Consider the following 15,207-nt stretch of genomic DNA (forward strand, 5'->3'; position numbering starts at 1 on the left):
TCTAGTATGTTATAATAGAGTGGTTGTCAAGTATATATATTAGTCGGAATGAATGTATTTATAAGTTGGAGGGAAATAATTAATGACTGCTAAATGGGAAAAGTTAGAAGGAAACAACGGTGTCTTAACTATTGAAGTTGACGCTGAAAAAGTAGATGTAGCTTTAAATGAAGCATTTAAAAAAGTTAGTCAAAAAGTAAATGTACCTGGATTCCGTAAAGGGAAAATTCCTCGTCCATTATTCGAGCAACGTTTTGGTGTAGAGTCTTTATACCAAGATGCTCTTGATATTTTATTACCAGAAGCTTATATGGCTGCAATTCAAGAAACAGGTATTGAGCCTGTAGATCGTCCTGACATCGATGTCGAGCAAATGGAAAAAGGTTCAAGCCTAATTTTTAAAGCGACAGTAGTTGTAAAACCAGAAGTAGAACTTGGTGAATACAAAGGCTTAGAAGTAGAAGCTGTTGACACTGCAGTTACTGATGAAGATGTAGATGCAGAGTTAAAGCAAATTCAAGAGCGTCAAGCTGAGCTTGTTGTTGTTGAAGAGGGTACTGTTGGTGAAGGTGATACAGCGGTTATCGACTTTGAAGGATTTATTGATGGAGAAGCTTTCGAAGGTGGAAAAGGTGATAACTATCCACTAGAAATCGGTTCTGGTCAATTTATTCCAGGATTTGAAGAGCAATTAATCGGCTTAAAATCTGGTGAAGAAAAAGATGTTGAAGTTTCTTTCCCTGAAGAATATCATTCAGAAGACTTAGCTGGAAAAGCTGCTACATTCAAAGTAACACTTCACGAAGTTAAGCGTAAAGAGCTTCCTGAGCTTAACGACGAGTTTGCTAAAGATGTAGATGAAGAAGTTGAAACTCTTGAGGATTTAAAGAAAAACTTAAGAGAAAAATTAGAAACATCTAAAGCTCAACAAGCAGAAAACCAAAAACGTGATACTGTTGTTGAAAAAGCAGCAGAAAACGCAACGGTTGATATCCCAGCTGCAATGGTTGAGACGGAAACAGACCGTATGCTTCAAGAATTTGGACAACGCCTGCAAATGCAAGGAATGAACCTTGAAATGTATGCACAATTCACAGGTACTGACGAAGCTGGTATGCGTGAACAGTTCAAAGTAGATGCTGAGAAGCGTGTTAAAGTGAACTTAACATTAGAGGCAATTGCACAAGCTGAAAACATCGAAGTAACTGACGAAGATGTTGACAAAGAGCTTGAGAAAATGTCTGAAATGTACAAGCGTTCTGTAGAGGAAATTAAATCTTTACTTGCTGCTCAAGGCGGTACAAACGCGATTAAAGAAGACTTAAAAGTACAAAAAGCAGTAGAACTACTTGTTGAAAATAGTAAAACTGCTGAATAATAAACAAAGAACAAGGCGCGAAGTATCGTGCCTTGTTTTACATATATATAAGAGATAATGTGTTTATGTTATACATATATTAAAAAAGTAATCAACTGGAAAATGCAAGTATGATTTTCGCTCTAGTTGAACAAGATGAATAGAAACGTCTCCTGTTTTTATCAATAAGCGATACATAATCTTAAAAGGTAAAAAAGAAAGAGGATTTTTTACCAGTAATCTTGAATGTACTATAGCATAGAAAATTTTACTGACATCAATTTGTAAGGCAACTTCTTTTCTTTCATGACATAAGCTTTACTATTAACGCTTCGTTACAATTTTGTGATACAATGCTATACATAATTGGGGCAAATTAGAATGTTTCTATAATAAAACACTTGATTGGTGACTTTCTAAGATTGAGGTAATCTCATTCATAAATTGGTGTTGTGATGTCGGTAAGCCAATGATGGAAAGATGCATCGGAGTGGTACAATTCTGTAAGGGGTGATACGATGTTTAAATTTAATGATGAAAAGGGACAGTTGAAGTGTTCTTTTTGTGGAAAAACGCAAGATCAAGTTCGTAAATTAGTTGCGGGACCAGGCGTTTATATATGTGATGAATGTATCGAGTTATGTACAGAGATCGTTGAAGAAGAATTAGGAACAGAAGAAGAAGTTGAGTTCCAAGAAGTTCCTAAGCCCCATGAGATCCGTGAAATTTTAGATGACTATGTTATTGGTCAAGATAGTGCGAAAAAGTCACTATCCGTAGCTGTGTACAATCATTATAAGCGTATTAATTCTCTTGGTAAGTCTGCAGAAGATGTTGAGCTCGCTAAAAGTAATATTGCACTAATTGGACCTACCGGTAGTGGTAAAACATTATTAGCTCAAACGTTAGCGAGAATTTTAAATGTTCCGTTTGCAATTGCAGATGCGACTTCTTTAACTGAAGCAGGTTATGTTGGGGAAGATGTGGAAAACATTCTCTTGAAATTAATTCAAGCTGCTGACTACGACGTAGAGAAAGCAGAAAAAGGAATTATTTATATTGATGAGATCGATAAAGTAGCACGTAAATCAGAAAACCCATCGATTACTCGTGATGTTTCTGGTGAAGGTGTTCAACAAGCATTACTTAAAATTCTTGAAGGAACAACAGCGAGTGTACCTCCACAAGGTGGCAGAAAGCACCCGCACCAAGAGTTCATTCAAATTGATACGACAAATATTCTCTTTATTTGTGGTGGAGCGTTTGATGGGATCGAACAAATTATTAAACGTCGCTTAGGTAAAAAAGTCATCGGTTTCGGTTCAGATATGAAACAAGAAGACTTAAAACCAGGTGAATACTTAACAAAAGTTCTTCCAGAAGACTTATTACGCTTCGGATTAATTCCTGAGTTTATCGGTCGTCTACCAGTCATTTCAAGCTTAGAGCCTTTAGATGAAGGTGCTCTAATTGAAATCTTAACGAAGCCGAAGAACGCACTAGTCAAACAATATGTAAAGTTATTAGAGATGGACGATGTTGAACTTGAATTTACAGAAGACGCACTAAGTGCAATTGCGAACAAAGCAATTGAAAGAAAAACAGGTGCACGTGGTCTCCGTTCAATTATTGAAGGAATCATGTTAGACGTAATGTTCGACTTACCGTCACGAGAAGATATTGCTAAATGTGTCATTACAAAAGAAGCAGTTGAAGATAACCAAATGCCGAAGCTGCTCACAAAAGACGGCGACGAAATCGAAGTACCAAAAGAAAGTGCTTAAATCAAAACCCAAAAGAAGCTGACCCCGTCAGCTTCTTTTTTTAGGTACCAGGCACCTTTATCTCTTTACTGTGATAAAGGTGCCTGGTACCACCACTTAGCTACAGTACCTAGTGAGCGACTAGCAACACTTCGCTCACCCTTCTTAAGATACGTCATATTGGCTTACTTTGGAGTTTAATTCCAGTAGGATCGAATTGGATACTGACTGTTTTGCTGTAAAGGACGATACTATGGACGCATCAGATACAAAGACTACTTATAGCGCTAAACCCTAGTAGGGGTATATGTGTTACTTGGAACGATTTGTTACAACTTATTGGAAATGGTGGTATAATTATACTGGTACATAAAACATACAGGGGGAATTAAGTTACTATGAAGAAAATACTATCTATAACCTTAATGGCATTATTGATTGCCGTTATGACTGCATGTGGAGAAGCAGAAGACCAAGTACCTGCTGAAACAGAGGAAGCAGAAGAACTGGAAATTGATACTGAAACTACAGATGAAGAAGTGGAAGTAACAGACGAAGTGGAAGAAGCGAAAGAAGTGGATGAGGTTGAACCAGCTGAACAAGAAGCTGCTGACGTTCCGCGTGAATATCGAAATGCTTTAAGAGCTGCAGAAAATTATATCAGCTTCATGCCATTTTCAGAAAAAGGACTTTTTCAACAATTGTCTTCTGAGTATGGAGACCAATATCCGGAGGACGCTGCTCAATACGCTATAGAAAATATAGAAGTGGATTATAACGAACAAGCCCTTAAAGCGGCGATAAACTATCTAGATATTATGCCGATGTCTGACCAAGAACTATTTGACCAGCTCACATCAGAATACGGCGATCAATATACAAACGAACAAGCGCAATATGCTATAGATAATTTACCAAATTAACAAATATATCGCTTGGTTTTGCTATGCTGTTGAACAACCAATACAATTGAAGTAGTAGAAGGACTGCAACCATACGGGTTGTGGTCCTTTTGTTATTTAAAAAGCTGTGTTTTAGACCCGGAATTTTACATATACTGAATAAATTAGAAATATTTAGATCAGCAATTTCCCTTTATGTGGTAATTAGCAAAGCGAAACGAATACTAATATAAACAGCAGATCCGCAATTAATGCTGGTCTCTTTTTATCCACTGCTCTATTGACTTGATGCACGGATTCTTTTCTTCTTCCTTTCATTCATACTTTTCACACTTCTTTATGACTTTTTTATTAACAGAAATAGGCAAGTTTTTCTGCGTTTACCTCCAAAGACATCAAAGCATACTAAAAGAAAATGTCATACATAAACTTACACAGGGGGTACTTGAATGAATTGGACAGGAATTGCACTACTCATACAATTAGTATTCGGGACAATTATTGGACTGTATTTTTGGAATTTATTAAAGAGCCAGCGCAATCAGAAGACGTCGGTTGATAGAGAATCACGTAAAGAAATGGATCATCTTAGAAAGCTGAAATCAATTACATTAAGTGAACCTTTATCAGAGCGTGTTCGTCCAGGGAACTTTGATGAAATCGTCGGGCAAAAAGAAGGGATCCGCGCATTACGTGCTGCCCTTTGTGGCCCGAATCCTCAACATGTCATCGTCTACGGACCTCCAGGTGTCGGTAAAACGGCTGCCGCACGACTCGTATTAGAAGAAGCAAAGAAAAACGGAAAAACACCGTTTAAACAAGATGCAGTCTTCGTTGAATTAGATGGAACAACGGCTCGTTTTGATGAACGTGGTATAGCTGACCCGTTAATCGGTTCTGTTCACGATCCGATTTATCAAGGGGCTGGAGCAATGGGACAAGCCGGCATTCCACAGCCGAAACAAGGGGCCGTAACGAAAGCGCACGGCGGGGTACTATTTATTGACGAGATTGGTGAGTTACACCCGATTCAATTAAACAAACTTTTAAAAGTACTTGAAGACCGAAAAGTATTTTTAGAAAGTGCTTATTATAATGAAGATAATCAAAATATTCCAAGACATATTCATGAAATATTCCAAAAAGGACTGCCGGCAGATTTTCGTTTAATCGGGGCAACAACGCGTAATCCTCAAGAGTTACCGCCAGCTTTGCGTTCACGTTGTTTAGAAGTTTACTTTAGAGCTCTAACACAAGAGGAAATCGTGACAATCGCGAAAAAATCAGTCGATAAAATTGGTTTTGATGCGGATGAAGGTGTTTTAGAAAAAATTGGTGGATATGCAACGAATGGACGCGAAGCAGTAAATGTTATTCAAATTGCAGCTGGGATAGCAACAGGTGAAGATCGAAAAGTGATCTCCCTAGCAGACGTTGAATGGGTCATTCAATCGAGTCAATTATCCCCGAGACCAGAACGAAAGATATATCCCGAGCCTCAAATTGGACTCGTCAATGGACTGGCTGTATTCGGTCCTAACCTTGGTGCTCTCATGGAAATTGAAGTAAATGTCATTTCTGTTGCAAAAGGTAAAGGCACGATTAACGTTACGGGTATCGTAGAAGAAGAAAGTTCAGGAAGCCAAGCCCGTTCCGTGCGAAGAAAAAGTATGGCGAAAGGTTCTGTAGAAAATGTAGTTACAGTTTTACGAAAAATGGGTATACCTACTAGTGACTTTGATATTCATGTGAACTTCCCGGGAGGAACACCGGTGGATGGTCCATCAGCAGGTATCGCGATCGCTACAGGAATTTTCTCAGCGATTAGAGAAGTTAAAATCAGTAATAAAGTTGCTATGACAGGTGAACTTGGCATTCACGGAACGGTAAAACCTATCGGCGGAGTTGTCGCAAAAGTAGAAGCAGCGATCCAAGCCGGAGCGGAAACGGTCATTATACCAAAAGAAAATGAACAAGCGATTTTAAAAGAATTAGGAGATGTCAATATCATTCCTGTAACCACTATTCAAGAAGTGTTTGATATTGCATTACTGCAAGAAAAAGAAGAAGAAGAGGTTATCCCAGCAAGCGGATCCGTTTCCTCCCCAGCTGCATCTGTATAATGAATTAAAAATAGGAGCGATGCAAATCAGTTTCGCTCCTAACTTTCTTCTCACAAGCTTCTTAATCTAATGAAAAATGGAGAGGGATTGACGACTCGATATGGCGTCACTATCCTCTTCATTATCAAAAAGCTATTCACGAACTTAAATTAGACAAAGAAAGGGCAATAGGATAGAATTGTATAAAAGAAATCTTGGTAAACTTTTCTACATATTTTATTAGGAATTAGGAACTAATCCTATCGTTCATTGTGAACATCTCCATAGTATTGATGAACGAACTATGGTGGTCGGAGGTGCTGTTAAAATGGTTGAAAATAATAATACAAGAGTGATTCCACTTCTACCTTTACGAGGACTGCTGGTCTTTCCAACAATGGTTCTGCACTTAGATGTTGGACGTGAGAAATCAGTTAATGCGCTGGAAAAAGTAATGTTAGAAGACCATGAAATCTTACTTTCTACCCAGAAAGAAATCTCAATAGATGAACCGGGTGAAGATGAAATCTATTCGATCGGGACATTAGCAAAAGTAAAGCAGATGTTAAAACTTCCGAATGGAACGATTCGCGTTCTTGTTGAAGGTCTTAGCCGTGCAAAAATTGAACGCTTTACGGATAATACGGAAATGTTTGAGGTCGAAATTTCAATTCTTGAAGAAGAGCACATGGATAATACGCTTGAAGAAAAAGCATTAATGCGAAATACTCTTCATCAATTTGAACAATACATCAAACTCTCTAAAAAGATCTCAAATGAAACGTTAGCATCCGTTGCTGACATTACGGAAGCAGACAGACTTGCGGATGTTATTTCATCGCACCTGCCATTAAAAATTGCTGAAAAGCAAGAACTTCTTGAAATGACCTCTGTTAAAGAACGCTTAACAAAGATCATCGAGATTTTAAATAATGAACAAGAAGTATTAGGTCTTGAGAAAAAAATCGGTCAACGCGTCAAAAAATCGATGGAAAAAACACAGAAGGAATACTACCTTCGTGAGCAAATGAAGGCTATTCAAAAGGAGTTGGGCGATAAAGAAGGCCGCTCTGGTGAAATAGCGTCATTAAGAGAAAAAATACTTGAAGCTAACATGCCTGAAAGTATTGAAACGAAAGCTTTAAAGGAATTAGATCGTTATGAAAAAATGCCTGCATCTTCAGCAGAAAGTTCCGTAATCCGCAACTATATTGATTGGTTACTCAATTTACCGTGGACGAGAGAAACGGAAGATGTCTTAGATATTAATCATGCGGAAGATATTTTAAATGAAGACCATTACGGACTCGAAAAAGTAAAAGAACGTGTACTTGAATATCTAGCGGTCCAACAATTAACGAAGCAATTAAAAGGTCCAATTCTCTGTTTAGCTGGACCTCCAGGTGTCGGTAAAACTTCTTTGGCAAGATCAATTGCTCGGTCACTAAATCGTGAATTTGTTCGTATTTCACTCGGTGGTGTACGAGATGAAGCAGAAATTCGCGGACACAGACGTACCTATGTTGGAGCTATGCCGGGTCGAGTCATCCAAGGAATGAAAAAAGCAGGTTCCATTAACCCTGTTTTCTTACTTGATGAAATTGATAAAATGGCTTCAGATTTCAGGGGTGACCCTTCAGCTGCATTACTAGAAGTATTAGATCCAGAACAAAACAGTACATTTAGCGATCACTTTATTGAAGAGCCATATAATCTATCCAAAGTCATGTTTGTAACTACAGCTAATAATATTGGTACGATCCCAGGTCCGTTGCTTGACCGAATGGAAATTATATCAATTCCTGGCTATACTGAATTAGAAAAGCAGCACATTGCCAGTAATTATTTGTTACCGAAGCAGATGAAAGAACATGGGATGACCAAAGGTAAGCTTCAGGTAAAAGAGGATGCATTATTAAAAGTGATTCGTTATTATACACGAGAAGCAGGAGTTCGTAGCCTGGAGCGTCAAATGGCGACTTTATGCCGTAAAGCTGCAAAAATGTTAGTATCAGGTGAGAAAAAACGAGTGGTCGTTACAGATAGAACAGTTGAAGATATGCTCGGAAAACCGAAATTCCGCTATGGACTTGCGGAGGTAGAAGACCAAATCGGTGCAGCTACTGGGCTTGCTTATACAACAGTTGGTGGAGACACGTTATCGATTGAAGTGTCTGTTGTCCAAGGCAAAGGAAAATTAATTTTAACAGGTAAACTTGGTGACGTTATGAAAGAATCGGCACAAGCTGCATTTAGTTATATTCGTTCACGTTCTTATGAACTTGAAGTCGATCCAAGTTTTCATGAGCAAAATGATATCCATATCCATGTGCCTGAAGGAGCAACTCCAAAGGATGGACCTTCCGCTGGGATTACGATGGCAACTGCACTCGTATCGGCTTTAACAGGGCGACCAGTTAAGAAAGAAGTCGGTATGACTGGAGAAATTACACTTCGAGGTCGAGTTCTACCAATTGGCGGGCTAAAAGAAAAATCAATGAGTGCACACCGCGCTGGTTTAACAACGATCATTATGCCGAAAGATAATGAAAAAGATTTAGAGGACATCCCGAAAAGTGTGCGTGACGAACTTACATTTATACCCGTTTCGCATTTAGATGAAGTCCTTAAAGTAGCGTTGGGAGAGAAAAAACAAAAATGAAAGTAACAAAAGCAGAATTAGGAACGGTAGCCGTAAAGCCAGAGCAGTATCCGACGACAGGTTTACCTGAGTTTGGTCTTGCAGGTCGATCAAACGTTGGAAAATCATCGTTTATCAATAAAATGTTAAATCGCAAGAAGTTAGCGAGAACGTCACAACGTCCGGGTAAAACCCAAACGTTAAACTTTTATCTCATTAATGAGATGGTCTATTTTGTTGACGTACCAGGTTATGGTTTTGCCAAAGTATCCAAAACGGAACGCGAAGCTTGGGGTAAAATGATTGAAACGTACATTCAAAATAGAGACCAACTAAAAGCAGTTCTTCAAATTATTGATATTCGTCATGAGCCATCCAAAGATGACCGGGCGATGTACGAGTGGCTCAAGCACTATGAAATTCCGGTCATTCTCATTGCAACGAAAGCTGATAAAATCCCTAAAGGAAAATGGGATAAACATTGTAAAGTTATTAGAGAAGTACTGAATAAAGATAAAGAAGACCCTTTAATCGTCTTTTCCTCAGAAACAGCTCAAGGAAAAGAAGAAGCCTGGAATACAATCTTAGCCTATATGAAAAAATAACCAGAAAAACACCACTAGTTCATTCTAGTGGTGTTTTCTTTGCGAGGAAATTTTTGTTAAGCTTATTTCTTAGTTTGTAGAAATTCGGTAAAATTTTGACATGAAAACTTCTGCCCTTATTTTTTTCTAAAGATAAGATAGATCCCTAATGCGATTAATAATATTGGCCAGAAGCCTTCGAATATATCTAAGAAAGAGCCAAGCCATTTTATCATGTCAGAAGAGAAGAAGCCGAAACCTGAAACAATAAAAAGAATGATAGCTGGAACAAGGCCGTCTCTTTTGGTTCTTAAGTATAAGAGCATAAAGGCAAGACCGACAATTAACGTAAACATTGCCCAATGTTGCGGCCAGCCGGAAAACATCACAATCGCATGAAAATGAATGCCTAAACCTACGAGAAGAGCCCCAGGGAAGATTGAACCTGAATCATTGCCTAAATACGATTGAAATAAAAAAGCAATCCCGATAATTAAAAGGATCGAAGGCCATGTTAATAATTGCTTAGCAAACGGGAGGTCAAATTGTTGCAGAAGAAAATAGGCACCTACACCGATAAATAAAATTCCAGGGAAAATTCCTTGTTTTTTCATTAAATTATCGTCTCCTTTCATATATTGGCACGAAGGTGGATATGCTACATATATATTCCTGTTTACAAGTTTTTACTATTATCATAAACATCTGGCAGGAAAACCAAGACAATACCATCATGATATCACAGGCTTTCATGATCTGTTCACAATTTTTTTTTGTATAGAAAAAAAAGCATGTTATAATGAGGACAGACTATGTCGGAAAAGAGAGAGAAATCCCGATAATAAATAGATAGGATTATTAGTGGGGGTGAAGCTTTACCATGCATATTTTAGTTGTCGGATTAAATTATAAATCAGCACCTGTAGAAATTCGTGAACGCTTTGCCTTTCCAGCGGGAGAACTTCCACAGGCGCTTCATAAGTTACGTAATATGAAAAGTATTTTAGAATGTACGATTGTTTCTACCTGTAACCGTACAGAGATTTATGTAGTTTCAGATCAATTGCATACAGGTCGACATTTCACAAAAGTTTTTCTTTCAGAATGGTTTAACTTAGCTCGTGAAGAATTTACAAGCTATTTAGATATACGTGAAGATGAGCATGCTATTGAGCACCTTTTACGAGTAACTTGTGGTTTAGATTCAATGGTTCTAGGGGAAACGCAAATACTAGGGCAAATCAAAGACAGCTTTTTACTAGCTCAAGAAAATGGTGCGACGGGAACGATTTTTAATCACCTATTCAAACAAGCAGTGACACTAGCGAAACGCGCTCATTCAGAGACGGAGATTGGTAATAACGCAGTGTCTGTTAGTTATGCCGCTGTTGAGTTAGGGAAAAATATATTTGGTGATTTTAAAGACAAGCATGTGTTAATTCTAGGCGCAGGAAAAATGAGTGAATTAACGGCAAAACACTTACATGCAAACGGCGCGAGTAAAATTACAGTCATTAACCGGACGGAAGCAAAGGCTGCAGAACTAGCGGAGCGTTTCTTAGGAACATCTCGTCCGATGGAGCAGTTAGCAGATGCACTCATTGATGCTGATATTTTAATAAGTTCAACTGGTGCTAGAGACTATGTAATTACGCCAGCGGTCGCGAAACAAGCGATGAAGAAGAGAAAAGGCAGCCCGCTCTTTATGGTCGATATTGCAGTACCTCGTGATCTAGATCCAGCGCTTGCAGATTTTGATGATATTTATTTATATGATATCGATGATCTAGAAGGAATTGTCCAAGCGAATCTAGCAGAGCGTAAAAAAGAAGCAGAAAAGATTGAGCTGATGATTGAAGAAGAAATCGTTGAGTTTAATGGCTGGCTGAATACATTAGGAGTTGTGCCACTTATTTCTGCTTTACGTACAAAAGCGTTAGCTATTCAAGCGGACACGATGGACAGTCTCGTTCGCAAGCTGCCAGATTTAACTGAGCGTGATAAAAAGGTACTAAGTAAACATACGAAGAGTATCGTCAATCAGTTGTTAAAAGAACCAATTACAAGAGTAAAAGAACTAGCTGCAGAAGAAGATGCACAGCGTTCACTTGAGTTGTTTACGAAGATTTTTGCTCTAGAAGATGAGTTAGCAGAACAAAAGGTAAAGGAACAAGAAAAGCTTCGTATTGAAATGGCAGAACTTCAGTGGGATAAAAAGAAAGCTGAAACTGTACAATTTACAAACGTAAAAGGTGTTGCCGTACGCTCCTAAGGAGGAGTCTTCGTTTGATCAGTTTAAATTGGATGTATCTTTTAACGGTTATTTTATATAGTTTAAGTGTCCTCGGATACTTTTTTGATTTCATACAAAACAACCGGAAGGTCAACCAAATGGCCTTCTGGTTGCTTTCTATTGTCTGGGTTTTACAAACCTCTTTTTTTATTTTACGAATGTTAGAAGTCAATCGGTTCCCGGTTCTTACAACGTTTGAAGGACTATTTTTTTTCGCCTGGCTGCTCGTCACGCTTTCACTCATTATTAACTGGCGTTATCGGGTAGATTTCCTCGTCCTTATTACAAACGTAGTCGGATTTATTTTAATGTCACTTAGTGTGTTTACACCGACGGGCGATATTCCCGAAGAACTTTCACAATTATTAATTTCAGAACTTTTAATTATTCATGTGATACTCATATTACTTTCATATGCCGCTTTTACATTATCATTTGCTTTTGCCTCAATGTATGTCATCCAACACCAAATGTTAAAGCGAAAACTATGGGGAAAACGACTGGTACGTTTTGGGAACCTAGCCAAGCTTGATAAACTTTCCTATTTTAGTGCTTTATTTGCCTTTCCGTTATTACTTCTAGGTATTATTCTCGGTTTTATTTGGGCGTCAATCCAATTTGGGGAACTTCCGTGGCTTGATGCAAAAGTAATCAGTTCACTTATCGTTTTAGCGATGTATGGCTATTACTTATACCAAAGGACTGTAAAAAATGCGAAAGGCTACTTAATGGCATTAACCAATATCGCAACTTTTCTACTTGTATTAATTAACTACTTTTTATCAAGTAGTTTCTCAAACTTTCATCTATGGTATTAAATTCAGTATAATGTGTATAGAAAAAACGAACACACTTGGAGGATACGAATGAGAAAAATAGTAATCGGGTCAAGAAAGAGTCAACTAGCATTAACTCAAACAAATTGGGTCATTGAACAATTAAAAAAAGCAGGAGTCCCAAATGAGTTTGAAGTCAAAAAGATTGTAACAAAAGGTGACCAAATTCTTGATGTTACTCTCTCAAAAGTAGGGGGAAAAGGGTTATTTGTTAAAGAGATCGAGCAAGCGATGAGTGATAAAGAAATTGACATTGCGGTTCATAGTATGAAAGATGTTCCTTCAGAATTACCGGAAGGATTCACGTTAGCTGCAGTGACTGAGCGAGTAGATCCTCGTGATGCGTTCATTTCAAATGATCATGTAAAATTAGCTGATCTCCCTGCAGGTTCAATTGTCGGAACGAGCAGCTTACGTCGTTCGGCACAAATTTTAGCGAGTCGACCAGACCTTGAAATACAGTGGATCCGTGGAAATATTGATACGAGACTTCGTAAGTTAAAAGAAGAAAACTTCGATGCGATTATTTTAGCTGCTGCAGGCCTGCAACGTATGGGTTGGTCTAATGATGTTGTTACTGAATATTTAGAGCCTGAAATATGTATTCCTGCCGTTGGTCAAGGCGCATTAGGAATTGAATGTCGCACAGACGATCAAGAAGTGATTGATATCTTACAACATCTAAATCATGCAGAAACAGCTCGTACCGTAGCTGCAGAACGCGCATTCCTTCACAAAATTGAAGGCGGGTGCCAGGTACCAATCGCGGCGTATGCGACACTTGAAGACAATAACGATGTTACGATTACAGCTCTAGTTGGTTCACCAGACGGAAAAACGATTTTACACGAAACGTTAACTGGAAGTGATCCTCAAGACCTTGGTGAATTAGCAGCCCAAAAGCTGCTCGACAAAGGTGCAAAAGAAATTTTAACTCAAGTGAAGAAAGAGTTAGATCTATAATGATGACTTCGCTTCCTCTTGCTGGTGTTACGATCGGAGTAACGAGAGCTAAGGAGCAGTCTCGTTCTTTTATAAAGAAGATAGAAGCTCAAGGAGGGATTGCAGTTGCTGTCCCGCTCCTTGCGTTTCAATCACCTAAAGACAAACAACCTATTCAAAAAGCTTTGTCTCATTTACATACATACGATTGGCTCGTAATTACGAGTGCAAATGGCGTTCATTTTTTTCTTAATGAAGTCGACGAGATGGACAAGCGGTCAGAATTAATGACAAAACAAATTGCTGTTGTTGGAACAAAGACAGAAGAAGTTCTTCAATCTTATGGGTTAACAGCTTCGCTGCTTCCTGATCAATTTGTGGCTGAAAGTTTGTTAGAAAAGCTTCAGACAAACTTGCACAAAGATAGTCACATCTTACTTGTGAAAGGTAACCTGTCCCGAGATGTACTTTATGACGGCCTAAAGGAAGATGGCTTTTCGGTGGAAGAAGTAACCGTTTATGAAACGGTGGAAAACGAAGAAGTAGAAGACAATCTAGTACATATGCTAACGAATCATAAACTGGACTATTTAACATTTACAAGTCCGTCGACGGTCCAACATTTCATAAACATGGTCAATAAGAACCATTTAACGTTAGATGAACAGATAACTTTTGTGTGTATCGGTCCAATAACGGCTCAGGCTGCTGAACAGTGGAACTTGCAACCGCTTTTAGTAGCAAAGGAATTCACTACTGAAGGTATGATTCAAGAAATTATCGAACATAAAGGGAGGCCCAAACATGTCTGAATTACATTTCAGTCGTCACCGCAGACTTAGAGGAACGGCATCGATTCGTTCAATGGTAAGGGAAACACATTTACATAAAGAAGACTTAATCTACCCGATCTTTGTGACAGAAGGTGAACAAGTGCGTCAAGAAGTACCATCCATGCCGGGTGTATTTCAACTTTCACTTGATCTTTTAGATGAAGAGGTAAATGAAGTTGTTGATTTAGGTATTCCAGCCATTATTGTTTTTGGTGTACCAAACGATAAAGATGATGTCGGGACATCTGCTTATTGCGACCATGGTATTGTTCAAAAAGCGATTAGGCAAATTAAAGAAGTACACTCTGAACTAACGGTTATCGCAGATACATGTTTATGCCAGTTTACCGATCACGGTCACTGCGGTGTCATTGAAGAAGGAAAAGTATTAAATGATCCTACCCTTGAGTTATTAGCAAAAACAGCTGTGTCTCAAGCGAAAGCAGGAGCTGATATAATTGCACCTTCCAATATGATGGATGGATTTGTAGCAGCGATTCGTCACGGTTTAGATGAAGCAGGGTATCACGACATTCCAATTATGTCGTATGCCGTAAAGTATGCATCAAGCTATTACGGACCGTTCCGTGATGCCGCTCATTCGTCGCCTAAATTCGGTGACCGCAAAACGTATCAAATGGATCCTGCCAATCGTTTAGAAGCACTTCGTGAAGCGGAGTCAGATATGAATGAAGGAGCAGACTTCCTCATTGTTAAACCAGCACTATCCTACTTGGATATTATTCGTGAAGTAAAAGATTTTTCGGGTGCTCCTGTCGTTGCGTACAACGTCAGCGGTGAGTATTCAATGATCAAAGCAGCTGCTCAAAACGGCTGGATTGATGAAAAAAGTGTGGTATTAGAAACATTAACGAGTATGAAACGTGCCGGTGCAGATCTAATCTTAACGTACTTTGCAAAAGATGTTGTACGTTGGTTGAATGAAAAATAAAC

General features: G+C 38.6%; 12 protein-coding genes. 11 read left to right on the plus strand and 1 reads right to left on the minus strand.

The features are described 5' to 3' along the window. Positions 1-82: 82 nt before the first annotated feature. From tig to yihA, 6 genes are all read left to right on the plus strand, one after another. Positions 83-1,378 (plus strand): trigger factor, encoded by a 1,296-nt coding sequence (gene tig, locus N7Z68_RS03370; RefSeq protein ID WP_275117042.1) that lies wholly within the window; start codon positions 83-85, stop codon positions 1,376-1,378. Between the two features lie 497 nt (positions 1,379-1,875). Then, positions 1,876-3,141, plus strand: coding sequence for an ATP-dependent protease ATP-binding subunit ClpX (gene clpX, locus N7Z68_RS03375; RefSeq protein WP_275117043.1), 1,266 nt, complete (start codon positions 1,876-1,878; stop codon positions 3,139-3,141). A gap of 377 nt (positions 3,142-3,518) precedes the next feature. After that, entirely contained in the window at positions 3,519-4,043 is a 525-nt protein-coding gene (locus N7Z68_RS03380) for an Ltp family lipoprotein (protein WP_275117044.1), read from the plus strand. A gap of 428 nt (positions 4,044-4,471) precedes the next feature. After that, positions 4,472-6,145 carry an ATP-dependent protease LonB gene (gene lonB, locus N7Z68_RS03385; protein WP_275117045.1) on the plus strand — a complete coding sequence of 558 codons (1,674 nt, stop codon included), beginning with the start codon at positions 4,472-4,474 and terminating at the stop codon, positions 6,143-6,145. A gap of 307 nt (positions 6,146-6,452) precedes the next feature. Further along, entirely contained in the window at positions 6,453-8,786 is a 2,334-nt protein-coding gene (gene lon, locus N7Z68_RS03390) for an endopeptidase La (RefSeq protein WP_275117046.1), read from the plus strand. After that, the gene (gene yihA, locus N7Z68_RS03395; RefSeq protein ID WP_275117047.1) at positions 8,783-9,370 is read left to right on the plus strand and encodes a ribosome biogenesis GTP-binding protein YihA/YsxC; all 588 of its coding nucleotides are present in this window, start codon (positions 8,783-8,785) and stop codon (positions 9,368-9,370) included. The genes lon and yihA overlap by 4 nt, the downstream gene beginning before the upstream one ends. Before the next feature lie 116 nt (positions 9,371-9,486). Here yihA and N7Z68_RS03400 read toward each other — a convergent pair whose 3' ends face one another. Beyond that, positions 9,487-9,963 (minus strand): LiaI-LiaF-like domain-containing protein, encoded by a 477-nt coding sequence (locus tag N7Z68_RS03400; protein ID WP_275117048.1) that lies wholly within the window; start codon positions 9,961-9,963, stop codon positions 9,487-9,489. 266 nt (positions 9,964-10,229) lie between these two features. Here N7Z68_RS03400 and hemA point away from each other — a divergent pair, with 266 nt between their 5' ends. The 5 genes from hemA to hemB are packed head-to-tail and all read left to right on the plus strand — an operon-like array spanning position 10,230 to position 15,205. Then, complete coding sequence (gene hemA / locus N7Z68_RS03405; protein WP_275117049.1) at positions 10,230-11,621, plus strand: glutamyl-tRNA reductase; 1,392 nt, start codon at positions 10,230-10,232, stop codon at positions 11,619-11,621. Positions 11,622-11,653: 32 nt separating this feature from the next. Further along, positions 11,654-12,460 (plus strand): cytochrome c biogenesis protein CcsA, encoded by an 807-nt coding sequence (gene ccsA / locus N7Z68_RS03410; protein WP_373323106.1) that lies wholly within the window; start codon positions 11,654-11,656, stop codon positions 12,458-12,460. A 48-nt stretch (positions 12,461-12,508) separates the two neighbouring features. Further along, the gene (gene hemC / locus N7Z68_RS03415) at positions 12,509-13,441 is read left to right on the plus strand and encodes a hydroxymethylbilane synthase (RefSeq protein WP_275117051.1); all 933 of its coding nucleotides are present in this window, start codon (positions 12,509-12,511) and stop codon (positions 13,439-13,441) included. Then, a complete protein-coding gene (locus tag N7Z68_RS03420) occupies positions 13,441-14,232 on the plus strand; it encodes a uroporphyrinogen-III synthase (RefSeq protein ID WP_275117052.1) in 792 nt (263 codons plus the stop codon). Before hemC ends, N7Z68_RS03420 begins: the two co-directional genes overlap by 1 nt. Next, positions 14,225-15,205, plus strand: coding sequence for a porphobilinogen synthase (gene hemB / locus N7Z68_RS03425; protein WP_275117053.1), 981 nt, complete (start codon positions 14,225-14,227; stop codon positions 15,203-15,205). The genes N7Z68_RS03420 and hemB overlap by 8 nt, the downstream gene beginning before the upstream one ends. Positions 15,206-15,207 lie beyond the last annotated feature (2 nt).

This window comes from Alkalihalobacterium chitinilyticum (assembly GCF_029028005.1).
Lineage (GTDB): Bacteria > Bacillota > Bacilli > Bacillales > Bacillaceae_F > Alkalihalobacterium > Alkalihalobacterium chitinilyticum.

Coding starts and splice junctions, on each gene's coding strand:
- hemC (WP_275117051.1), top strand. CDS start 12,509: ATGAGAAAAATAGTAATCGGGTCAAGAAAGAGTCAACTAGCATTAACT.
- ccsA (WP_373323106.1), top strand. CDS start 11,654: ATGTATCTTTTAACGGTTATTTTATATAGTTTAAGTGTCCTCGGATAC.
- lonB (WP_275117045.1), top strand. CDS start 4,472: ATGAATTGGACAGGAATTGCACTACTCATACAATTAGTATTCGGGACA.
- clpX (WP_275117043.1), top strand. CDS start 1,876: ATGTTTAAATTTAATGATGAAAAGGGACAGTTGAAGTGTTCTTTTTGT.
- hemA (WP_275117049.1), top strand. CDS start 10,230: ATGCATATTTTAGTTGTCGGATTAAATTATAAATCAGCACCTGTAGAA.
- N7Z68_RS03400 (WP_275117048.1), bottom strand. CDS start 9,963: ATGAAAAAACAAGGAATTTTCCCTGGAATTTTATTTATCGGTGTAGGT.
- yihA (WP_275117047.1), top strand. CDS start 8,783: ATGAAAGTAACAAAAGCAGAATTAGGAACGGTAGCCGTAAAGCCAGAG.
- tig (WP_275117042.1), top strand. CDS start 83: ATGACTGCTAAATGGGAAAAGTTAGAAGGAAACAACGGTGTCTTAACT.
- N7Z68_RS03420 (WP_275117052.1), top strand. CDS start 13,441: ATGATGACTTCGCTTCCTCTTGCTGGTGTTACGATCGGAGTAACGAGA.
- N7Z68_RS03380 (WP_275117044.1), top strand. CDS start 3,519: ATGAAGAAAATACTATCTATAACCTTAATGGCATTATTGATTGCCGTT.
- hemB (WP_275117053.1), top strand. CDS start 14,225: ATGTCTGAATTACATTTCAGTCGTCACCGCAGACTTAGAGGAACGGCA.
- lon (WP_275117046.1), top strand. CDS start 6,453: ATGGTTGAAAATAATAATACAAGAGTGATTCCACTTCTACCTTTACGA.